At 74.4% G+C, this 24712-nt stretch carries 5 protein-coding genes and 1 pseudogene; all 6 read left to right on the top strand.

Going from position 1 to position 24712, the window contains the following annotated elements; translation table 11 throughout:
• Nucleotides 1–29 precede the first annotated feature (29 nt).
• The 6 genes and pseudogenes from ACLHRZ_RS10870 (at nucleotide 30) to ACLHRZ_RS10895 (ending at nucleotide 24685) form a co-directional block, all read left to right on the top strand.
• Nucleotides 30–11186, top strand: a complete 11157-nt coding sequence (locus tag ACLHRZ_RS10870) for an SDR family NAD(P)-dependent oxidoreductase (RefSeq protein ID WP_490418120.1) — start codon at nucleotides 30–32, stop codon at nucleotides 11184–11186.
• A 30-nt stretch (nucleotides 11187–11216) separates the two neighbouring features.
• The gene (locus ACLHRZ_RS10875; protein ID WP_490418121.1) at nucleotides 11217–15923 is read left to right on the top strand and encodes a type I polyketide synthase; all 4707 of its coding nucleotides are present in this window, start codon (nucleotides 11217–11219) and stop codon (nucleotides 15921–15923) included.
• 80 nt (nucleotides 15924–16003) lie between these two features.
• Nucleotides 16004–21418, top strand: a pseudogene (locus ACLHRZ_RS10880) (SDR family NAD(P)-dependent oxidoreductase); the annotation flags it as partial.
• Entirely contained in the window at nucleotides 21415–22650 is a 1236-nt protein-coding gene (locus ACLHRZ_RS10885; protein WP_490418122.1) for a cytochrome P450 family protein, read from the top strand. The pseudogene ACLHRZ_RS10880 and the gene ACLHRZ_RS10885, both read left to right, overlap by 4 nt.
• Nucleotides 22638–23945 (top strand): activator-dependent family glycosyltransferase, encoded by a 1308-nt coding sequence (locus tag ACLHRZ_RS10890; RefSeq protein WP_490418123.1) that lies wholly within the window; start codon nucleotides 22638–22640, stop codon nucleotides 23943–23945. Before ACLHRZ_RS10885 ends, ACLHRZ_RS10890 begins: the two co-directional genes overlap by 13 nt.
• Nucleotides 23942–24685 (top strand): class I SAM-dependent methyltransferase, encoded by a 744-nt coding sequence (locus ACLHRZ_RS10895; protein ID WP_490418124.1) that lies wholly within the window; start codon nucleotides 23942–23944, stop codon nucleotides 24683–24685. The genes ACLHRZ_RS10890 and ACLHRZ_RS10895 overlap by 4 nt, the downstream gene beginning before the upstream one ends.
• Nucleotides 24686–24712: the final 27 nt, after the last annotated feature.

Here is a 24712-nt window from a genome sequence, read left to right on the forward strand (position 1 = left end):
CTCAGTACCGACATCTCCAAGGGGGAGCTGTGTCCGCCAACGACACCACGGGCAGCAACATCACACCTGCCGTCGGCAACACGAGCAACGAAGACAAACTCCGCGACTACCTCCGGCGCGCCATGGCGGACCTCCACGAGACCCGCGAACGGCTGCGCGCCGCCGAGGAACGCGGCAACGACCCGGTCGCGATCGTGGGGATGGCGTGCCGTTTTCCGGGTGGGGTGGTTTCGCCTGAGGGTTTGTGGGATTTGGTGGTGTCGGGTGGGGATGCGGTGTCGCCGTTTCCGTCTGATCGTGGGTGGGATGTGGCGGGTCTGTTCGATCCGGATCCGGGTCGTGTGGGTCGGTCGTATGTGCGTGAGGGTGGTTTCCTTCATGGTGCGGGTGAGTTCGATGCGGAGTTTTTCGGTATTTCGCCGCGTGAGGCGGTGGCGATGGATCCGCAGCAGCGGTTGTTGCTGGAGACGTCGTGGGAGGCGCTGGAACGCGCCGGGATCGACCCGCACACCCTCCGCGGTTCACGAACCGGCGTCTACGCCGGTGTGATGTATCACGACTACGGAACCGACCACCCCTCCTCCGCGGACGAGGCCGGCGGCTTCCTCGGCACCGGTACCTCGGGCAGCGTGGTGTCGGGCCGGATCTCCTATGCGCTGGGCTTGGAGGGGCCGTCGGTGTCGGTGGACACGGCGTGTTCGTCGTCGTTGGTGGCGCTGCACCTGGCGGCGCAGTCGTTGCGTCAGGGGGAGTGCGACCTCGCGCTGGCCGGCGGCGTCACCGTCATGGCCACCCCCGCCTCCTTCGTGGGGTTCTCGCAGCAGCGGGGGCTTGCACCCGACGGCCGCTGCAAGGCATTTGCGGATGCAGCCGACGGCACCGCATGGGCCGAGGGCGCGGGCATGCTCCTTGTCGAGCGGTTGTCGGATGCGGTGCGCAACGGGCATCAGGTGCTGGCGGTGGTGCGTGGTTCGGCGGTGAACCAGGACGGCGCCAGCAACGGCCTGACGGCGCCGAGCGGTCCGTCCCAGCAACGTGTCATCCGTGCCGCACTGGCCAACGGCGGTCTGGCGTCCGACCAGGTCGACGTGGTGGAGGGGCATGGGACGGGGACGACGCTGGGTGATCCGATCGAGGCGCAGGCGTTGTTGGCGACTTATGGTCAGGGGCGTTCTGCTGAGCGGCCGTTGTGGTTGGGGTCGTTGAAGTCGAATATCGGGCACAGCCAGGCTGCTGCGGGTGTGGGTGGTGTCATCAAGATGGTGATGGCGCTTGAGCGTGGTGTGTTGCCGCGGACGTTGCATGTGGACCGGCCTTCGTCGCATGTGGACTGGTCGTCGGGTGCGGTGTCGTTGTTGACGGAGCAGGTGGTGTGGCCGGAGGTGGGCCGGCCTCGTCGTGCGGCGGTGTCGGCTTTCGGTGTGAGTGGGACGAATGCGCATGTGATTGTGGAGCAGGCGCCTGAGGTTGCTGCTGAGGCTGAGTCGGCGGGGCGTGAACTGCCGGTGGTTCCGGTGGTGTTGTCCGGGGTGTCTGCTGCGGCGTTGCAGGGGCAGCGGGATCGCCTGCGGTCGCTGGTCGAGCGTGCGGAAGAGCTGACCCTCGCGGATGTGGGTTACTCGCTGGCGGTGGGGCGTTCGGTGTTCGAGCACCGGGCGGTGGTTCTGGCCGGTGACCGGGGTGAGTTGTTGTCCCGGTTGGGTGAGGACGTGGCGGCTGGTGTGGTCGGTGGTCGTGTCTCGTCTGCGGCGGGTCGTCGGGTGCTGGTGTTTCCGGGGCAGGGGACGCAGTGGGTGGGGATGGGTGCGGGGCTGTTGGAGTCCTCGCCCGTCTTCGCGCGGCGGTTGGGTGAGTGTGCGGATGCGCTGGCGCCGTTGGTTGATTTCGATGTGGTGGAGGTTGTTCGCGGGGGCGGCGCTCTTGACCGCGTTGATGTGGTGCAGCCGGTGACGTGGGCGGTGATGGTGTCGCTGGCGGCGGTGTGGGAGTCGCTGGGCGTGGTGCCCGATGCGGTCGTGGGTCACTCACAGGGTGAGATCGCCGCTGCTGTCGTGGCGGGCGCACTGTCGTTGGAGGACGGCGCGCGGGTGGTGGCGCTGCGTGCCCAGGTGATCGGCCGCGAGCTGGCCGGCCTGGGCGGCATGGCCTCGATCTCCCTCCCGTTGGGGGACGTTGAGGAGCGTTTGACGGGGTGGCCGGGGTTGGGTGTTGCCGCAGTGAACGGTCCGCGCTCCACGGTCGTTTCCGGTGATGCGGATGCGGTCGTGGGTTTCGTGGCTGCATGTGAGGCCGAGGGTGTCCGGGCCCGTCAGGTCCCGGTGGACTACGCCTCACACTCCGCCCACGTCGAGCGCATCGAAGCTGAACTCCTGGGTGCTCTGGCAGCGGTGCGCCCGCAGCCCAGCCGGGTGCCGTTCTACTCGACCGTCACCGGCGATGTTCTCGACACCACAGCGTTGGACGCGTCCTACTGGTACCGCAACCTCCGCCTCCCGGTCCGTTTCGAGGAAACGATTCGCACCCTCCTCGGTAAGGGTTTCGGTACGTTCATCGAGTCCTCCGCTCACCCCGTCCTGGTGATGGGCATCCAGGAGACCGCCGACGTCGCCGGCACCGAAGCCGTCACCACCGGCTCGCTCCGCCGCGACGAGGGAGGCCTGGAGCGCTTCCTGGCCTCCGCCGCCGAGGCCTTCGTCCACGGCGTGGACATCGACTGGACCGCCCTCTACGACGGTTCGGGCGCCCGTCAAATCGATCTGCCCACCTACGCCTTCCAACGCAAGCACTACTGGATCGAGTCCGCCCCACCGGTCTCGAACGACACCTCAGCCGCCGGCCGCACGGCCACCGAGACCGATTCGGTGTACCAGGTGACGTGGAAGAGCCTGGGGCTGACGGACACCAGCAAGCGTCTGTCCGGGCGTTGGCTGGTCGTTCTCCCCACGCCGCTCGCCGGCACCGGGACCGAGGAGCACATCCGTCAGGCCCTGGCCGACCGGGGTGCGGAGGTCGAGGTGCTGGCCGTCACGCCCGTCGACGCCGAGCGTTCGCGGCTGTGCGCGTACCTCGCCGAGGCGGCCGGCCGGGCGGACGCCGGGCCGCTGCGCGGTGTCCTGTCCCTGCTCGCGTTCGCCGAGGGCGGCCACCCCGACCACCCGGCGGTGCCGCTCGGCCTCGCGGCGTCCCTGGCCCTGGTCCAGGCGGCGGGTGACGCGGGCATCGAGGCCCGGCTGTGGACCGTCACCCGGGGCGCGGTCTCCGTGTCCCCCGGCGAGACGCCGTCGGTCGACCAGGCCCAGGTCTGGGGGTTCGGCCGCGTCGCCGCCCTGGAGTTCCCGCACTGCTGGGGCGGCCTGGCCGACCTGCCGCAGGCGGCGGACGAGCGGTCGTTCCGGCACCTCGCGGCCGCCCTGGCCGCCGAGGGGCCCGAGGACCAGGTGGCGGTGCGCGCCTCCGGTACGTACGGACGCCGCCTCGCCCTCGCGACCGCCGGGAGCCGGCGGCCCGAGGCCGTCCGGGTCCGGGGCACGGTGCTCGTCGTCGGTGACATCGCCGGTGTGGCGGGCCCGTTGGCGCGCCGGCTGCTGGCGGACGGCGCCGAGCACGTCACCCTCGCCGGTCTGACCGGCGGTCTCACGACGGGAGTCGTCGGAGGCGAACCGGCCGATGTCGCCGACCGGATCACCCTGGTCCCGTGCGACCTCGCCGACGACGAGGCGCTGCGCGAACTGCTCGCCACGACCGTGCCCGCCGCCGTGTACATCGCTCCGCCCCCCGCGCCCCTTGCGGCGCTCACCGAGACCACCATCGAGTGCTTCGCCGCCGCCGTCACCGCCAAGACCGACCTCGGGACCCGGCTCGACGCGCTGTTGGAGGGCACCGCCCTCGACGCGTTCGTGGTCTTCTCGTCCGTCTCCGGGGTGTGGGGCGGGGCCCGGCAGGGCGGGTACGCCGCCGGCACCGCCGGCCTGGACGCGCTGGTCGCCCGCCGCCGGGCCCGGGGCCTGCCGGCCACGTCGGTGGCCTGGACCCCCTGGCGGGGCGCGGACGTTCCCGCGGCCGTCGCCGAACAGCTGCGCCGCACCGGCCTGTCGCTCCTCGACCCCCAGCGGGCCCTGGACGCGCTCGCGGGGGCGACGGCGCGCGCGGAGAGCGACGTGGCCGTCGCGGACGTCGACTGGGAGCGCTTCGTCCCCGCCTACACGTCCGTGCGGCCCTCCGCGCTGCTGGACGAACTGCCGGCGGTGCGGCGGCTGCGCGAGGCCGAACACGCCGCCGCCCCCGGCACTCCCGAGGGCTCGGCGCTGGCCGCCTCGCTGCGCGGCACGTCCGAGCAGGAGCAACAGCGCACGCTGCTGCGCCTGGTGCGCTCGCACGCCGCGGCCGTCCTCGGGCAGGAGTCGCTGGAGGACGTCGCGCCCGAACGCGCCTTCCGCGAGCTGGGCTTCAGCTCGGTGACGGCGGTCGAGCTGCGCACGCGGCTCGCCGAGGCCACCGGCCTGACCCTCGACGCCTCGCTGGTGTTCGACCACCCCAACCCGCTCGCCCTGGCCCGACACCTGCGGGAGGCCCTCACCGGTGACGCCGAGGACCGCGACGCCGAGGCCTTCGCCACCACGGCGTCGGCCGGCGACGGGGAACCCATCGCCATCGTCTCCATGGCCTGCCGCTTCCCCGGGGGCGTCAACACCCCCGACGAGCTGTGGCAGATGCTGGAGCGCGGCGGCGACGCCATCACCGCCTTCCCCACCAACCGCGGCTGGGACACCGAGGGCCTCTACGACCCGGACCCCGACGCCAGGGGACGCACCTATGTCCGCGAGGGCGGCTTCCTGCACGAGGCGCCCGACTTCGACCCGGCCTTCTTCGGCATCTCGCCCCGCGAGGCGCTGGCCATGGACCCGCAGCAGCGGCTGCTGCTGGAGACCGCCTGGGAGGCCTGCGAGCGAGCCGGCTTCGATCCGACGGTGCTGCGCGGCAGCCGGACCGGCGTGTTCGTGGGCACCAACGGCCAGCACTACATGCAGCTGTTGCAGAACGGCGAGGAGGACTTCGACGGTTACCTGGGCACCGGCAACTCCGCCAGTGTGATGTCCGGCCGGCTCTCCTACGTCTTCGGGCTCGAAGGACCCGCGGTCACCGTGGACACGGCCTGCTCCGCGTCGCTGGTCGCCCTGCACCTGGCGATCCAGGCGCTCCGCCGCGGCGAGTGCGGCATGGCGCTGGTCGGCGGCGCGACCGTGATGTCCACGCCCGAGATGCTCGTGGAGTTCTCGCGCCAGCGCGTCATGTCCCCGTCCGGCCGGTCCAGGGCGTTCGCCGCCTCCGCCGACGGGGTCTCCCTGGGCGAGGGCGCGGGCATGCTGCTCGTCGAGCGGCTCTCGGACGCCCAGGCCAACGGCCATCCCGTACTGGCCGTCCTCCGTGGCTCGGCCGTCAACCAGGACGGTGCCAGCAACGGCCTGACCGCCCCCAACGGCCCTTCCCAGCAGCGCGTCATCCGCCAGGCGCTCGCCGACGCCGGGCTGGGCACGGACGAGGTCGACGCCGTCGAGGCGCACGGCACCGGCACCGAACTCGGCGACCCCATCGAGGCGCAGGCCCTCATCGCCACGTACGGCGGCGCCCGTACGCCGGACCGGCCGCTGTGGTTGGGGTCGGTGAAGTCCAACCTCGGCCACACCCAGGCCGCCGCCGGTGTCGCCGGCGTCATCAAGATGGTGCTGGCGCTGCGGCACGGTGTCCTGCCGCGCACGCTGCACGTCGACGCGCCCACCCCCCGCACGGACTGGTCCGCCGGCACCGTGGCCCTGCTCACCGAGCCCGTGGCGTGGGACGGCGGGGAGACCCCGCGCCGCGCCGCCGTCTCCGCGTTCGGCATCAGCGGTACGAACGCCCACGTCATCGTCGAGGAGGCGCCGCTTCCGGCCGGGCCGGAGGCCGTTGGCGCCACGCCGGGGACGGAGCCCGAGGAGACCCCCGACTGGTGGGAGGAGGTCACCGTTCCGCTGCTGCTGTCCGCGCGCACGGAGGCGGCGCTGTTCGCGCAGGCCGCGCGGTTGCGCGACGGACTCGTCGAGCATCCGGGCATGCACCCCGCGGACGCCGGCTACACGCTGATCACGGCGCGGTCCCGGTTCGAGCACCGGGCAGCGGTGATCGGCGAGAGCCGGGAGGAGCTGCTCGACGCCCTCAACTCCCTCGCCCAGGGCCGCTCGCACCTCGCCGTCCTCCGCGGCACCGCCGGCCCCGGCGACCGGGTCGTCTTCGTCTTCCCCGGCCAGGGGTCGCAGTGGACGGCCATGGCCGAAGGGCTCCTCGACCGTTCCCCGGCCTTCCGGGAGACCGCCGAGGCGTGCGACACGGCGCTGCGTTCCTACCTGGACTGGTCCGTCCTGGACGTGCTCCGCCAGGAGCCCGGCGCACCGTCGCTCGGCCGGGTCGACGTCGTCCAGCCCGTGCTGTTCACCATGATGGTCTCCCTCGCGGCCACGTGGCGCTCCCTGGGCGTCCATCCCGCGGCGGTCGTCGGGCACTCGCAGGGCGAGATCGCCGCCGCCTACGTGGCGGGCGGGCTCTCCCTCGACGACGCGGCGCGGATCGTGGCGCTGCGCAGTCAGGCATGGCTGACGCTGGCGGGCAAGGGCGGCATGATCGCCGTCACGCTGCCGCCCGCCGAACTGCGGGCCCGCCTGGTCCGGTTCGGCGACCGGCTCTCCGTCGCGGCCGTCAACAGCCCCGGCACGGCCGCCGTCGCCGGCGACGTGGAGGCGCTGCGCGAACTGCTCGACGAACTCACCGCCGACGGCGTGCACGCGCGGGCCATCCCCGGCGTGGACACCGCGGGCCACTCCGCGCAGGTCGACGCGCTCAAGGAACGCCTGATGGACGTGCTGGCCCCGGTCGCCCCGCAGTCGGGCACCGTGCCCTTCTACTCCACCGTCACCGGCGGCCTGCTGGACACCGCCGGACTGGACGCCGACTACTGGTACCGCAACATGCGCGAGCCCGTCGAACTGGAGCAGGCGACGCGTGCACTGGTCGCCGACGGTCACGAGATCTTCCTGGAGACGAGCCCGCACCCCATGCTGGCCGTCTCCCTCCAGGAGACCATCGCCGACACCGGGCGGGAGGCCGCCGTCCTGGGCACCCTGCGGCGGGACAAGGGCGGCGCCCGCTGGTTCGCCGCCGCCCTGGGCATGGCCCACGTCAACGGTGCCGAGATCGACGCGGAGGCCCTCTTCGGCGCCGACTCCCGCCGGGTCGACCTGCCCACCTACCCCTTCCAGCGGGAGCGCTACTGGTACAACTCGCCGGCCCGGCGCGGCGACGTCTCCTCCATCGGCCTGCAGGAGGCCGACCACCCGTTGCTCGGCGGCGGCGTCGAGCTCCCCGAGTCGGGCTCCGTCGTCTACACGGCCCGCCTGTGCACCGACAGCCAGCCCTGGCTGGCCGACCACGCCCTGATGGGGACGATCCTGCTGCCCGGCGCGGCCCTGGTCGACCTCGCCCTGTGGGCCGGTGCCCAGAACGGCTGCCCCGGCCTGGAGGAACTCACCCTGCAGGCACCCCTGGTGCTGCCCGACAACGGACGCGTGGAACTGCGCCTCCTCGTCGGGGCCGCCGGCGACGACGGGCGGCGCACCCTGACCGTGCACTCCCGGGACGCCGACGCCCCGCCGCGGTCCCCGTGGGCCCGGCACGCCGAGGGCACCGTCGCCCCCGCCGACGACACGGCCGCGCCCCCCGCCCCGTACACGGCATGGCCCCCGCAGGGCGCCGCACAGCCGGCCGAGGGCGCCGAACCCGCCTCCTTCTACGAGCGGTTCACCGACCGCGGCTACCACTACGGCCCGCTGTTCCGCGGGTTCCGCGCGGGCTGGAACGACGGCGAGGCCGTCCACGCCGAGGTCGCCCTGCCCGCCCAGGCCGAGGGCACGGCACGGCTGTTCGGCGTCCACCCGGTGCTCCTCGACGCCGCCCTGCAGGCCATGGCCCTGGGCCGGTTCTTCCCCGAGGACGGGCAGGCCCGGATGCCGTTCGCCGCACGCGGCGTGCGCCTGTACGCCGCGGGCGCCCGGCAATTGCGCGTGAGTATCGCGCCGACCGGGGACGAAGCGGTCCGGGTGGTGTGCACCGACGAACAGGGACGGCCGGTCCTCGTCGTCGACGAACTGGTCGTCCGCCCGGTCTCCGGAGAGCAACTGGCCGCAGGGGCGAACGGGCAGCAGGCCCGCCGCAACGGCTCGCTGTACGAGGTCCACTGGCCCGAACTCGCCCTGCCGCTCGCCCTCCCCGCCCGGCGCTGGGCCGTCGTCGGCGAAGACCACGTCAAGGCCGCCGCCTCCCTGGAGGCCGCGGGCGCCGACTGCACCTGGTACCCCGGCTTCGAGGCCCTGGCCGAGGCGGCCGGGGCGGGCGACGCCCCCGACACCGTGCTGGTCTCCTTCCCGCAGGCCCCCGTGCTCGGCGCGGCCGCCGTGCACGAGGCGACCCACCGCGCCCTGGACGTCCTCCAGGGCTGGCTGGTGGCCGGCGAGCGGCTCGGCGCCGCCACCCTGGCCCTGGTCACCCGCGGAGCCGTCGACGCCGCCCCCGGCGAACACGTCCAGGACCCGGCCGCCGCGGCGGTGTGGGGTCTGGTCCGCTCCGCCCAGTCCGAGGAACCCGACCGGATCGTGCTCCTCGACACCGACACCGACGCCACCCCGGCACCCCTCCTCGAAGCCGCCCTCGCCACCGGCGAACCCCAGGTCGCCGTCCGGGCCGGCACCGTCTGCGCCCCCAGGCTGCGCCGTGCCGCCGCCCCCGCCGCCGACACCCTGGCACCGCCGCCCGGCAGCCGCGCCTGGCGGCTGGGCACCACCGGCACCGGCACCCTGGAGGACCTCCGCCTCGTGCCCGCCCCGGACACCCGGGAGGCCCTGGAACCGGGCCAGGTGCGCATCGCCGTACGCGCCGCGGGCCTCAACTTCCGCGACACGCTCATCGCCCTCGGCATGTACCCGGGCGACGGCGTCATGGGCGCGGAGGGCGCCGGCGTGGTCACCGAGACCGGCCCCGGCGTGACCGGTCTGGAGCCCGGCGACCGCGTCCTGGGCATGTGGACCGGAGGCTTCGGCCCGTACGCCGTCGCCGACCACCGCATGGTCGTCCGCATGCCCCGCGACTGGTCCTTCGCCCAGGCCGCGTCCGTACCGGCCGTCTTCCTGACCGCCCACTACGCGCTGACCCGGCTGGCCCGGGCCACGGCGGGCCAAACCCTGCTCGTCCACGCGGGCACCGGCGGCGTCGGCATGGCCGCCCTCCAACTCGCCCGCCACCTGGGCCTGACCGTGTACGCCACCGCGAGCCCCGGCAAGTGGGACACCCTGCGCGGCCTGGGCCTGCCCGACTCCGCCATCGCCAACTCCCGTACCACCGAGTTCGCGCAGCGGTTCCTCGAAGCCACCGGCGGCCGCGGCGTGGACATCGTCCTCAACTCCCTGGCCGGGGAGTTCGTCGACGCGTCCCTGCGCCTGCTGCCGCGCGGCGGCCACTTCCTGGAGCTCGGCAAGGCCGACGTCCGCGACCCCCGGCGGATCGCGGACGACCGACCCGGCACGGAATACCGGGCGTTCGACCTGGTCCAGGCCGGCCCGGAGACGGTCGGGGAGATGCTCGGCGAGCTGATGGAGCTCTTCGCCTCCGGCACCCTGCGGCCCCTGCCCCTGACCACCTACGACGTCCGGCACGCCGCCGAGGCGTTCCGCACGCTCAGCCAGGCCCGCCACACCGGCAAGCTCGTCCTGACGATGCCGCCCGCCTACGACCCCTTCGGCACCGTCCTGGTGACGGGCGGCACCGGCACCCTCGGCAGCGCCGTCGCCCGCCACCTGGTCACCGAACACGGCGTACGCCACATCGTGCTGGCCGGCCGCAACGGCCTCACGGCCGAGGGTGCGCCCGAGCTGGCCGCGGAACTGGAGGCACAGGGCGCCGAGGTGACCATCAGGGCCTGCGACGCGGGCGACCGGGAGCAACTCGCCGCCCTCATCGGGGACATCCCCGAGCGGCACCCGCTGACCGCCGTCGTCCACACCGCCGGCGTCCTCGACGACGGGACCGTGCCCACGCTCACTCCGCGGATGCTGGACACCGTCCTGCACCCCAAGGTGGACGCCGTCCTCAACCTGCACGAACTCACGCAGAACCACGACCTGTCGGCCTTCGTCCTCTACTCCTCCTCGTCGGCCCTCTTCGGCAGCCCCGGACAGGGCGGCTACGCGGCGGCCAACGGCTTCCTCGACGCCTTCGCCGGCCACCGCAGGGAACGCGGCCTGCCCGGCCTCTCCCTGGCCTGGGGCCTGTGGGCGGACAACAGCAGGATGGCGGGCCACCTCGACCAGGGCGACATGCACCGGCGGCTCGCCCGGGGCGGCATCCTGCCCCTCACCGCGGCCGAGGGACTCGCCCTGTTCGACGCCGCCCAGGAGTCCGGTGCCCCGGTACAGGTCCCCATCAGGATCAACCACGCGGCGCTGCGCGCCTCGGGCAACGTCCCGCCGTTCCTCACCGAACTGACCGGCGGCTCCGGCGCGTCGGCCACGCCCGCCCGCCCGGCCGCCACGGGAGGGACGCTCGCCGAGCGCCTGACCGGGCTCCCCGCCGACGAGCACGCCCGGGCCGTCACCGACGCCGTCCGCACCCACGTCGCGACCGTCCTCGGACACGGCGACCCCGACGGAGTGCCCGTCGACCGGGCGTTCAAGGAGCTCGGCTTCGACTCGCTCACCGCCGTGGAGATGCGCAACAGGCTGGCCGCGGACACCGGACTGCGCCTCCCGGCGACCCTGGTCTTCGACCACCCCACCCTGGAGGCGCTCGTCGGACACCTGCTGGCCAAGCTGGCACCGGCCGGCCCGGCGGCGCCCGCCGGCGACCTCTCGCTCACCGGCCGGCTCGACCAGCTGGAAGCGGCGTTCGCCACCCTCGGTACCCGGGGCATCGACGCCGTCGCGCCCGACGACACCGTCCGCAAGGAGATCGCCAACCGCCTCGCCGCGCTGGCCGGACTGTGGAACGACCTCTCCGGCGACCTGCGCACCACCACCGATCCGGCGGACACGGCAGAGGAGTCGGTGGCCGACACCATCGAATCGGCCGACGACGACGAGATCTTCGCATTCATCGACGAGCGGTTCTGACGACCGCCCAGCACGCAACGGGTGACCACCATGGCGAACGAAGACAAGCTCCGCGCGTACCTGAAGCGGACCACGACCGAACTGCACCGCACCAGTGAGCGGTTGAAGGAGATGGAGGAACGGGCCCACGAGCCCATCGCGATCGTCGGCATGGCCTGCCGCTTCCCCGGCGGCGCCGGAACCCCCGAAGCGCTGTGGGAGCTCGTCTCCTCCGGCACCGACGCCGTCTCGCCCCTGCCCGCCGACCGCGGCTGGGACGTCGAGGGCCTCTACGACCCCGACCCGGACGCCGCCGGGCGCACCTACTGCCGCGAAGGCGGATTCCTGCACGACGCGGGCGCCTTCGACCCCGCCTTCTTCGGCATCTCGCCGCGCGAGGCGGTGGCGATGGACCCGCAGCAGCGGCTGCTGCTGGAGACCACCTGGGAGGCGATGGAACGCGCCGGCATCCCGCCGTCCACCCTGCGTGGCACCCGCACCGGCGTCTTCGTCGGAGCCTGGGACGGCGGCTACACCGGCCAAGTGACCGAGCCGACCGCCCAGATGGAGGGCGACCTCCTCACAGGGGGAGTCGTCAGCTTCACCTCCGGCCGCATCGCCTACACCCTGGGCCTGGAGGGCCCGGCCCTCACCGTGGACACGGCGTGCTCGTCGTCGCTGGTGGCACTGCACCTGGCGGCGCAGTCGCTGCGCCGCGGCGAGTGCGACCTGGCCGTCGCGGGCGGGGCCACCGTCATGGCCACCCCCGCGGTGTTCGTCCAGTTCTCCCGCCAGCGGGGCGTGGCCGCCGACGGCCGCTGCAAAGCCTTCGCGGACACGGCCGACGGCTTCGGCCCGGCCGAGGGCGCGGGCATGCTGGTGGTGGAGCGGCTGTCGGACGCGGTGCGCAAGGGGCATCGGGTGCTGGCGGTGGTGCGTGGTTCGGCGGTGAACCAGGACGGCGCCAGCAACGGCCTCACCGCCCCCAGCAGTTCGGCACAGCAGCGCGTCATCCGCCAGGCCCTCGCCGACGCCCGGCTGACCCCGGCCGAGGTCGACGCGGTCGAGGCCCACGGCACCGGTACCCGCCTCGGCGACCCGATCGAGGTGCAGGCACTCCTGGCGGCATACGGTCAGGGGCGTTCTGCTGAACGGCCGTTGTGGCTGGCGTCGTTGAAGTCGAACATCGGGCATGCCCAGGCTGCTGCGGGTGTGGGCGGCGTCATCAAGATGGTGATGGCGCTGCGGCACGGTGTGCTGCCGCGGACGCTGCACGCGGACGAACCGTCGCAGGAGATCGACTGGTCGTCGGGCGAGGTGTCGCTGCTGACGGAGCAGCGGGAGTGGCCGGAGACGGGCCGCCTGCGTCGTGCGGGAGTCTCCTCGTTCGGTGTGAGCGGGACGAATGCGCATGTGATTGTGGAGCAGGCGCCTGAGGTTGCTGCTGAGGCTGAGGCTGAGGCTGAGGGTGGGTCGGGGCGTGGGCTGCCGGTGGTTCCGGTGGTGCTGTCGGGGCGTTCGGAGTCGGCTCTGCGGGAGCAGACGGCTCGTCTGGCGGCTCGTGTGCAGGGTGACCCCGGTCTTGAGCTTGCCGACGTCGGACTGTCGCTGGCGGTGGGGCGGTCGGTGTTCGAGTACCGGTCGGTGGTGTTGGCCGGTGACCGGGGTGAGTTGTTGTCCCGGTTGGGTGAGGACGTGGCTGCTGGTGTGGTCGGTGGTCGTGTTTCGCCTGCGGCGGGTCGTCGGGTGCTGGTGTTTCCGGGTCAGGGGACGCAGTGGGTGGGGATGGGTGCGGGGTTGCTGGAGTCCTCGCCCGTCTTCGCGCGGCGGTTGCGTGAGTGTGCGGATGCGCTGGCGCCGTTGGTTGATTTCGATGTGGTGGAGGTTGTTCGCGGGGGCGGCGCTCTTGACCGCGTTGATGTGGTGCAGCCGGTGACGTGGGCGGTGATGGTGTCGCTGGCGGCGGTGTGGGAGTCGCTGGGCGTGGTGCCGGATGCGGTGGTGGGTCATTCGCAGGGTGAGATTGCTGCTGCGGTGGTGTGTGGTGCGCTGTCGTTGGAGGATGGTGCGCGGGTGGTGGCGCTGCGTGCCCAGGTGATCGGCCGCGAGCTGGCCGGCCTGGGCGGCATGGCCTCGATCTCCCTCCCGCTGGGGGACGTTGAGGAGCGTCTGCCGGCGTGGCCCGGTCTGGGTATTGCTGCGGTGAACGGACCGCAGTCCACGGTCGTGTCCGGCGACGCAGATGCAGTAGTGGGCTTCGTGGCCGCATGCGAGGCCGAAGGCATCCGCGCCCGTCAGGTCCCCGTGGACTACGCCTCACACTCCGCCCACGTCGAGCGCATCGAAGCTGAACTCCTAGGTGTTCTGGCAGCAATACGCCCGCAGCCTAGCCACGTGCCCTTCTACTCCACCGTCACCGGCGATGTTCTCGACACCACAACGTTGGACGCGTCCTACTGGTACCGCAACCTGCGCCTCCCGGTCCGTTTCGAGGAAACGGTCCGCACGCTGCTCGGCAAGGGTTTCGGTACGTTCATCGAGTCCTCCGCCCACCCCGTCCTGGTGATGGGCATCCAGGAGACCGCCGATGATGCCTCCGGCGCCGAGGTCATCACCACCGGCTCGCTCCGCCGCGACGAAGGCGGGCTCGACCGCTTCCTGGCCTCCGCCGCCGAGGCCTTCGTCCACGGCGTGGACATCGACTGGACCGCCCTCTACGACGGTTCCGGCGCCCGCCGGATCGACCTCCCCACCTACGCCTTCCAACGCAAGCACTACTGGTTGGAACCTTCGGCCGATCGTGCCGTCGCCACCGCGCCGTCCGGCGTGGACACTTGGCGCTACCGCGTCACGTGGAAGGGCCTGACCCCGGCAGAATCGCCTGCCCTGCAGGGCCGTTGGCTGCTCATCACACCCGAGGACGGTGACGCACTCACGGACGGGATCGAGGCGGCGCTCGCTCGCCATGGCGCGTCCGTCGAGCGGATCGTCCTCGACCCGTTCACCGCTAGGCGCGACGCATGGGCCTCCCGGCTCGGAGGCGACTGGGCGGGCGTCCTGTCCCTGCTCGGGGCCGACGGGCGTGCCCACCCCGCGCACCCCGAGGTCGCGTTGGGCGCCGTCGCCACCGGGCGCCTGGCCCAGGCCGCGGCCGATGCCGGTCTCTCGGGGCGGCTGTGGAGCGTCACGCAGGAGGCCGTCGCCGTCGCACGCGACGAGCGTCCCCGTTCCGCCGGGGCCCAGGTGTGGGGTCTCGGGCGGGGCATCGCCCTGGAACTGCCCGCGCTGTGGGGCGGGATGATCGACCTGCCGGCGGCTCCCGACGAGCGGGCGCTGCGCCGGCTGGTGTCCGTGCTGGCCGGGGCGGACGGCGAGGACCAGGTGGCGGTGCGGGACTCCGGCGTCTACGGCCGCAGGCTCGTACAGGCCGGAGGAACGCCCGGGCGCGGGACGTATGTGCCGCGCGGCACGGTGCTCGTCACCGGTGGCACCGGTGCACTCGGCAGTCACGTTGCGCGGCGGCTCGCCGCCGACGGCGCCGCCCGTCTGGTGCTCACCGGCCGCCGGGGTGCGGATGCGCCCGGTGCCGCGGCCCTGGAGGCCGAACTCCGGGAATTCGGCGCCGAGGTGACCATCGCCGCCTGTGACGTCTCCGACCGTGCCGCCCTCGCGCGGCTGCTCGACGAGCACCCGCCCACGGCCGTGTTCCATGCCGCGGGTGTCGCGCACTCGCTTCCGTTCCTCGACACCGACCCGCGGTCCTTCGCCGACGTCTACGCCGGTAAGGTCGCGGGCGCGACCCACCTCGACGAGCTGACCCGCGAACGGGGCCTGGCGCTGGACGCGTTCGTCCTCTACTCCTCGGGCGCCGGGGTGTGGGGGAGCGGTGGGCAGAGCGCCTACGGCGCGGCCAACGCCGCGCTGGACGCGCTGGCCGAGCGGCGGCGCGCCGATGGTCTGCCCGCCACCTCGGTGGCGTGGGGACTCTGGGCCGGCGGTGGCATGGGCGAGGGGGCCGGCGAGGAGTTCCTCAGCAGCCGCGGTCTGCGGCCCATGCGCCCGGAACTCGCCGTGGAGGCCCTGACCCGGGCCCTGGACCGGGACGACGTGTGCGTCGCGGTGGCGGACATGGACTGGGCGCTGTTCGCCAAGGGGTTCACCGCCTTCCGGCCGAGTCCGCTGCTGCGGGACCTGCCCGGCCTGCGCGAGGTGCTGGACGCACCGGATGCGCAGGACGCGGCGGAGGACGGGGGACCGGCGGCGCGGCTGGCGGCCGTGTCCCCGGCCGAGCGCGAGGAGATCGTGCTCGGCCTGGTGCTGCGGCACGTGGCGGCCGTGCTGGGGTACGCGGGGCCGGAGGACGTCGACGCCCGGGAGGCGTTCAAGGATCTCGGGTTCAGTTCGCTGACCGCAGTGGAGCTGGCGGGCCGGCTGAGCCGCGCCCTGGGGGTGAAGGTGCCCCCGACGCTCGTGTTCGACCACCCCACCGCCGTCGCCGCGGCGGCCCATCTCCTGGAGCGCGTGCTGCCCGCGGGCCGGGGCACCGCGGACGACGAGGAGACACGGGTGCGGGCCGCTCTGGCGACCCTGCCGCTGGCGCGGCTCGCGGAGGCCGGGCTGCTGGACGCACTGCTGGTGCTGGCCGGCGGAACGCCCGAACCCGTCGGCGGGGGCGGCGCGGTGGAGCCGCTCGACGCCATCGACGCACTGGACGACGAGGCGCTGATCGAGCTGGCGCTTCGCGACACGGCCGTCTGAACCGGCACTCGCCGTCTCATCACTTCGCACGCGCACGGAGAGAGGAACCCCGACCGATGGCCATGTCCTCGGAGAAACTGCTGGAGGCGCTCCGGACCTCCGTGAAGGAGACGGAGCGGCTGCGCCGTCGCACCCAGGAACTGGAGTCCGCGGCGCACGAGCCGGTCGCCGTGGTCGGCATGGCCTGCCGGTACCCCGGCGGTGTCGACTCGCCCGAGGCCCTGTGGGACCTCGTCGCCTCCGGTACGGACGCGATCACGCCGTTCCCGGCGGACCGCGGTTGGGACGTCGAGGGGATCTACGACCCGGACCCCGCCGCCGAGGGCACCACCTACTGCCGGGAGGGCGGGTTCCTGGACGGGGCGGGCGACTTCGACGCCGCGTTCTTCGGCATCTCGCCCCGCGAGGCCCTCGTCATGGATCCGCAGCAGCGGCTCCTGCTGGAGGCTTCATGGGAGGCGCTGGAACGCGCCGAGGCGGACCCGGCCGCGCTGCGCGGGTCCGCCGCCGGCGTGTACGTCGGCGCGGCGCACGCCCAGTACCCGCCGGACCCGGCCCACGTCCCGGAGGGTTCGGAGGGGTATCTGCTCACCGGCAGCGCCGACGCGGTGCTGTCCGGCCGCATCTCCTACGCCCTCGGCCTGGAGGGGCCGTCGATGACGGTGGAGACGGCCTGCTCGTCGTCGCTGGTGGCGCTGCACCTGGCGGTGGCCGCGCTGCGGCGCGGCGAGTGCGGGCTGGCGCTGGCCGGCGGTGTGGCGGTGATGCCCGATCCGGCGGCGTTCGTGGAGTTCTCCCGGCAGAAGGGCCTGGCCGCCGACGGCCGTTGCAAGGCGTTCTCCGCGGAGGCCGACGGGACGGGGTGGTCGGAGGGCGTCGGCATGCTGGTCCTGCAGCGGCTGTCGGACGCGCGGCGGGACGGCCGCCGGGTCCTGGCGCTGATCCGGGGCACCGCCGTCAACCAGGACGGGGCGAGCAACGGCCTGACGGCGCCCAACGGTCCGTCCCAGGAGCGCGTCATCCGCCAGGCGCTGGCCGACGCCCGCCTCGGGGCGCACGACGTCGACGCGGTGGAGGCCCACGGCACCGGCACCCGGCTCGGCGATCCCATCGAGGCCCAGGCCCTCATCGCGGCCTACGGGACGGGCCGTTCTGCGGACCGGCCGCTGTGGCTGGGCTCGCTGAAGTCCAACATCGGCCACAGCCAGGCGGCGGCCGGCATCGGCGGGGTCATCAAGACGGTGCAGGCCATGCGGCACGGCCTCCTGCCCAGGACGCTGCACGCCGGTGAGCCCACGCCGCACGTGGACTGGTCCGCCGGCACCGTCCGGCTGCTGACCGGGCCGGTGCCGTGGCCGGCGGGCGACCGCCCCCGGCGGGCGGGCGTGTCGGCCTTCGGGGTGGGCGGCACGAATGCGCACGTCATCCTTGAGGAGGCGCCGCCGTCCCCCGCCGCGGAGTCCGCCGCGGGCGGTGCGGAACTGCCTTTCCCCGTCCCCTGGTTCGTCTCCGGCCGCACCGAGGCCGCGCTCCGCGAACAGGCGGCCCGGCTGCACGCCCGCCTCACCGCCGACGGCACCGTCCCCGGCCCGTACGACGTGGGCTTCTCGCTCGCCACGACCCGTACCGCCTTCGAGCACCGGGCCGTGGTGCTGGGCTCCTCCTCCGCGGAGCTGTGCCGGGGCCTGGAGGCGCTCGCCGCGGGGCGGCGGGCGCCGTCGGTGGTCAGCGGCGGCGCGCGTCGTGAGGGACGGACGGCGTACCTCTTCACCGGCCAGGGCAGCCAGCGCGTGGGCATGGCGGGTGAACTCCGGTCGGCCCACCCGGTGTTCGCCGCCGCTCTGGATGCGGTGTGCGCCCGCCTGGACCCGCACCTGGACCGCCCGCTGGCGGCCGTCCTCGCCGCGAGGCCCGGCACGCCGGACGCCGGGCTGCTCGACCGCACGCAGTACGCGCAGTGCGCGCTGTTCGCCGTCGAAATCGCGCTCTTCCGACTGCTGGAGCACTGGGGAATGCGCCCCGACGCCGTCCTCGGCCACTCCGTCGGGGAGCTCGCCGCCGCCCATGCTGCGGGCGTCCTCGACCTGCGGGACGCCAGCGAACTGGTCGCCGCCCGCGGCCGGTTGATGCAGGCACTGCCCGACGATGGCGCCATGGTGTCGGTCCGTGCCGCCGAGGAGGAGGTCCGGGCCCTGCTCGACGGGTACGAGGACGCGGTCGCCGTCGCCGCGGTCAACGGCCCGCGGAGCGTCGTCGTCTCCGGCGCCGTCCAGGCCGTCGAGGAGGTCACCGCGCTGCTCGCCGGCCGCGGTCACACCGTCAAGCGGCTCCGCGTCAGCCACGCCTTCCACTCGCCGCTGATGGACCCCATGCTCGACGCGTTCCGGCGTGTCACGGACGGCCTCACCCCCCACGCCCCGTCCATACCGGTCATCTCCAACGTCACGGGCCGTCGCGCCTCGGCCGCCGAACTGGCCGACCCCGCCTACTGGGTCGAGCACGTCCGCCGTCCCGTCCGCTTCGCCGACGGGCTGCGGGCCGCACGCGACCTGGGCGTCACCACCTTCCTGGAGCTCGGGCCCGACGCGGTGCTGTGCGGTCTGGCCGAGGAGTGCCTCACCGAGGACGAGGCCGGTGAGGTGGCGCTCCTCCCCGCGCTGCGCCGCGGCCGGCCCGAACCGGACACCCTGCTCGCGGCGGTGGCCGCGGCCCACACCCGGGGCGCCGCCCTGGACCGGGCCCGGCTGTTCGCCGGAGACGGCGCCGACGCCCGCCGCCTCCCGCTGCCCGTCTACCCCTGGCAGCACCGGCGTTACTGGCTGGCACCGGCCCCGCGCCCCGGTGCGGACCGCGGGGTGCGGCCCTACGAGATCACCTGGTGCCCCCTGGACGGGCCCCGGGCCGCACGGCTGACGGGGCGCTGGCTGGTGGTGGAGCCCGCGCACCCCGGCGCGGACGCGTGGGCCGGCGCCGCCGAGCGGGCCCTGGCCGCCGCCGGTGCCACGGTGCACCGCCTGCGCGTCGACGCCGCCGGCACCGACCGCGCGGCGTTCGCCGCCCTGCTGCGCGAGGCCAACGGCACGGACGGGCAAGGTGACATAGCCGCACCCTTCGAGGGTGTCCTCTTCTTGCTGAGCGCCGATGATCGGGAGCATCCGGAACACGGTCCGGCGCCGGTCGGCGTCGTGGCCACCCTCTCCCTAGTGCAGGCCATGGAGGACGAGTCCATGCCCGCTCGCGTGTGGTGCGCGACCCGCGGCGCGGTCGCGGTGTCCGCCGCCGAGAGCCCTTCGACCGCGGACGCCCAGCTGTGGGGCCTGGGGCGCGTCGCCGCCCTCGAACTCCCCGCGCGATGGGGCGGACTGGCCGACCTGCCGCCCGAGCCCGACGAGCACGCCTGGCGGCTGCTGACCGCCGCGCTGACCGGCACCGAGGACCAGATCGCGATACGCGCCGACGGCCTGCTCGGCCGCAGGCTCACACCCGCCGCCGCGGCCCGCCCGGGCATGTACCGGCCCCGGGGCACGGTCCTGGTGACCGGCGGCACCGGCGCCCTCGGCGGCCACCTGGCCCGGCGACTGGCCCGCGAAGGCGCCGAACACCTGCTGCTCGTCAGCCGCTCGGGCCCGAAGGCCCCCGGCGCCGCCGCCCTGGAGGCCGAACTCCGCGGCCTCGGCGCCCGGGTGACCGTCGCCGCGTGCGACGTGGCCGACCGGGAGCGGCTCGCCGGCGTCCTCGCGGACGTCCCGGCGGACCTGCCGCTCACCGCCGTCTTCCACACCGCGGGCGTCCCCCAGGTCGTCCCGCTGACCGACACCCCGCCCGGCCTCGTGGCCGACGTCTGCGCGGGGAAGGTCGCCGGTGCCCGCCACCTCGACGAACTGACGGACCGTCATGAGCTGGACGCCTTCGTGCTGTACGCCTCCGGAGCCGGGGTGTGGGGCAGCGCGGGACAGTGCGCCTACGCCGCCGCCAACGCCGGCCTCGACGCCATCGCCGAGCGGCGCCGGGCCCGCGGGCTGCCCGCCACCTCCGCCGCCTGGGGCGTGTGGGGCGGCGGAGGCATGGGCGAGGGAGCGGGCGAGGAGTACCTGCGCCGCCGCGGCGTCCGTGCCATGGACCCCGACGAGGCGCTGGACGCCCTTTTCCGCGCCGTCGGCGCCGGCGGGACGTGCGTGACCCTCACGGACACCGACTGGCCCCTGTTCACCGAGGGGTTCACGTCCCGGCGCCCCAGTCCGCTGCTCGCGGACCTCCCCGCGGCCCGGGCCCCGCACCCCGGCGCGCCGGAGGCGTCCACGCCCGGCACCGACGACAGCACCGCTGCCGGCCGGCTGCACGCGATGGCGCCCGCCGAACGCGCCGCGGCGCTCGCCGGTCTCGTGCGGGAGGCCACCGCCGACGTCCTCGGGTACGCCGACGCCCAAGAGGTGCCCGACGACGCGCTGTTCACCGCCCTCGGCTTCGACTCGCTGGCCACGGTCCGGCTCCGCCGCCGGCTGACCGCCGTGACCGGTCTGGAGATCGCCGCGAACGCCGTCTTCGACCACAACACCCCGGCCGCGTTGGCCGGCCACCTCGCCGGTCTCGCGGCGACGGCACCCGACGGACCCGGCCGGACCGCCGCCGAGGACGACCCCCTGGTCGCCCTCTACCGGCGGGCGATCGACGACGGCCGGGTCGCCGAGGCCGTCGACGCCTTCGGTGCGGTCGCCGCCCTCCGCCCGGCGTTCGCCGCTCCCACCGCCGACGACGGCCGCATCGTCCCCGCCGTGCTGTCCACTGCGGGCGAGGACGACGACGGCCTCCTGCTCATCGGCTGCACGGGCACGTCCGCCGCCGCAGGGCCCCACGAGTTCGCCGCCTTCGCCGCCGCCGTGGCCGGGCGCCGCCACCTCGCGGTGCTGCCGCAGCCCGGCTTCCTGCCCGGCGAGGAACTGCCCGCCTCCCTGGAGGCGTTGCTCGACGCCCACGCCCATGCCGTCGCCCGGCACACCCGGGGCAGGCCCTACGTCCTGATCGGTCACTCGGGCGGGGCCAACGTGGCCCATGCGCTGGCCCGCCACCTGGAGGCCCGGGCCGAGGGACCTGCCGGCCTCGTCCTCGCCGACATCTACACCCCCTCGGCGCCCGGCGCGATGGGCGTATGGCGCGACATCATGCTCCGCTGGGCGGCTGACCGGACCGGGCACCTCCTCGACACGAACCGGCTGTCCGCCATGGGCGCCTACCACCGGATGCTCCTCGACTGGAAGCCCCGGCCCACTGCCACCCCCGTGCTCCACCTCCGCGCCACCCGGCCGATGGGCCCGTGGCCCGACCCGCACGAGGACTGGCGCTCCCGGTGGGACGGGGCGCACACCGTCGCCGACCTGGCGGGCGACCACTTCACCATCATGACGGAGCACGCCGCGGCCACCGCCCGCACCGTCGACGCCTGGCTCGACGCCCTGGGCCCGTACCCCGCCCCCGCACCAGCACGAGGAGACGCGTGACCACCGCACCGCCGACCGACGACCTCAGCCGGGCGGGCCGGCGCCTCCAACTGACCCGCGCCGCCCAGTGGTTCGCGGGCGGCCAGGGAGACCCGTACGCGCTCGTCCTGCGCGCCCTGGCCGCCGACCCCGCCTCCTGGGAGGAGGAGATCCGCGCCCGCGGGCCGCTCTTCCGCAGCGCCCTCCCGGACACCTGGGTCACCGCCCACCGCGCCGTCGCCGACGAGGTGACCACCCGTGCGGAGTTCTGCGGCCTCCTCCCCGACGGAACCCGGCCCGGCCACCGCGACCTGCCCCTCACCGGAGGTGCCCTGACCCTCGACCGTGCCGCCTGGACACGGCTGCGCCGTACCGCCCCGCCCGGCGGCACGGACGAGGACGCCCTGGGCCGCGCCGCGGAGGAGACCGCCCGCACCCTGCTGGCCGGTACCGGCGACACCTTCGACCTCGCGGACGACTACGCCCGCCCCCTCACCGCCACGGTGCTCGCCGGGGCCCTGGAACTGACGGACCATCAGGAGGGATTCCGCAGCGCCCTGGACGGCACCCGGCACGCCCTCGACGAGCCGATGTGCCCGCAGCTCCTGGACACCGCGCGCACCGGGGTGGCGGCCGAGGCCGGTCTCACCGCCCTGCTGGGCGAGGCCCTCCCCGACCCCGCGCCGGACCGGGTGCTCGCCGCCCGCGCCCTGGCCGTCAGCGCCTACGACATCACCGCCGGCCTCGTCTGCAACGCCGTGCGCCTCCTGTGGGACCACCCCGCCCAGTGGGCCGCCCTGACCGACGAACCCGGCCTGGCGGGCGCCGCCGTGGCCGAGACGCTGCGCTGGGCCCCGCCCGTGCGTCTGGAACGGCGCGTGGCGGTCGAGGACGTGACGGTCGCCGGCACCCGGCTGCCGGCCGGCGCGGCCGTGACGGTCCTGGTCGCCGCCGTCCACCGGGATCCGGCCGCCGGCCCCGGGGCCTGCGCCCCCGACCTGCACCGTGCCCGAGCCGGCACCGGGCGGCCGCCGTTCACGCTCCCCGGCGACCTGTACTTCGGGCTGTCCGGTCCGCTGATCCGCACCGTCGCCCGGGCGGCCCTGCGCGTCCTGGCCGAGGACGCCCCCGGCCTGCGGCCCGCCGGAGCCCCGGTCCGTCGCCGCCGCTCGCCCGTGCTGCACGGCCACGCCCGCTTTCCCGTCGCCCAGCGCGTCCACCCGGAGGGGAACCGACCGACATGCGCGTCCTGATGACCTGCATCGCGCACAACACGCACTACTACAGCCTGGTCCCGCTGGCCTGGGCGCTGCGGGCCGCGGGGCATGAGGTGCGGGTCGCGGGCCAGCCCGCGCTCGCCGACGCCGTCAAGGCCTCCGGCCTGACCGCCGAGCCCGTCGGCGACCTCGACGCCGTCGCCGAACTGATCGCCGAGATCGGCGGCGACCTCGCCCCGTACCAGAGCGGGATGGACTTCCTCGGCACCCGCCACGCGGCCCTGAGCCACGAACACGCCCTGGGGCAGCAGACGACGATGGCCGCCCTGTGCTTCGCCCCCCTCAACGGCGACTCCATCGTCGACGAGCTGGTGGGCCTCGCCCGGTCCTGGCAGCCCGACCTGGTCGTCTGGGAGCCGTTCACCTACGCGGGGCCGGTCGCCGCGCACGTCACCGGTGCCGCGCACGCCCGGATGCTGTGGGGCCCCGACGTCATCCTCAACGCCCGGCGGCAGTTCACCGCCCTCAACGCCGCCCTGCCGCCCGAGCAGCGCGAGGACCCGGTGGCCGAGTGGCTCGCCTGGACACTCGAACGGTACGGCTGCACGGCCGACGAGGAGACCCTGGAGGAGCTGGTCACGGGACAGTGGACCGTCGACCCCGGCCCCGCCTCCACCAGGCTTCCGGACACCGGCGAGGTCGTCCCCATGCGGTACGTCCCCTACAACGGCCCCTCGGTGATCCCTGCTTGGCTGCACGAGCCGCCGCGCCGGCCCCGCGTCTGCTTCACCCTCGGCGTCTCAGCCCGCGAGACCTACGGCGGGGACGTCGTGCCCTTCCAGGACCTGCTCACCGCCCTGGGCGACGTGGACGCGGAGATCGTGGCCACCCTCGACGCCGGCCAACTGCCGGACCCCGATGCCCTTCCCGGCAACATCCGGGTCACCGATTTCGTCCCCATGGACGCCCTGCTGCCCACCTGCTCCGCCATCGTCCACCACGGCGGCGGCGGCACCCTCTTCACCGCCACGCTGCACGGTGTCCCGCAGATCGTCGTCGGCGCCCTGTGGGACGCCCCCCTCAGGGCCCGGCAACTGGCCGAGACGGGCGCGGGCATCGAACTTTCCCCCGACCGGCTCGACGCGGCGACCCTGCGCGACGCCGTCGAACGGGCCCTGACCGACCCCGCCCTGGCGGCGGGCGCGCGGAAGCTGCGCGAGGAGATGCTCGCCGCGCCGACCCCGGCCGGCGTCGTGCCGGTCCTCGAACGCCTCACCGCCGCACACCGTCGCCGGACGGGCCACCGCACGACCTCAGGAGACCTCACATGACCAGCACCGGCATCAGCACCGACACCGGCTACTCGGGCGACATCGCCCGGGTCTACGACCTCGTCCACCAGGGCAAGGGCAAGGACTACGAGAAGGAGGCCGCCGACCTCACGGCCCTCGTCCGCGAACACGCCCCCGGGGCAGGCACGTTGCTGGACGTGGCCTGCGGCACCGGACTGCACCTGCGGCACCTGGCCGAGTCCTTCGACACCGCCGAGGGCGTGGAGCTGTCCTCCGGCATGCTGGCCATCGCCCAACGCCGCAACCCCGGCCTGCGCATCCACCAGGGCGACATGCGCGACTTCGCCCTGGACCGCCGCTTCTCCGCCGTCACCTGCATGTTCAGTTCCATCGGGCACATGCGCGACACCGCGGAACTCGATGCCGCCCTCGCCCGGTTCGCCGCCCACCTGGAGCCCGGCGGCGTCGTGGTCGTCGAACCCTGGTGGTTCCCCGAGACCTTCACCCCCGGGTATGTCGGCGCCAGCATCGTCGAGGCCGAGGGCACCACCGTCTCGCGCGTCTCGCATTCCGTGCTGGAGGGCGACGCCACCCGCATCGAGGTGCACTACCTCCTCGCCACCCCCGGGCAGCCCGTCGAGCACCTCGTCGAGGACCACCTGATCACCCTCTTCACCCGGGCCGCGTACGAAGAGGCCTTCGCCCGGGCGGGGCTCCGGGCCGAGTTCCTGCCCGGTGGCCCCTCCGGCCGCGGCCTGTTCGTCGGCTGTGGCGCCTGACCCCTCCCGCGCACCGACCGGAGACAC

Source organism: Streptomyces sp. AM25 (genome assembly GCF_058146165.1).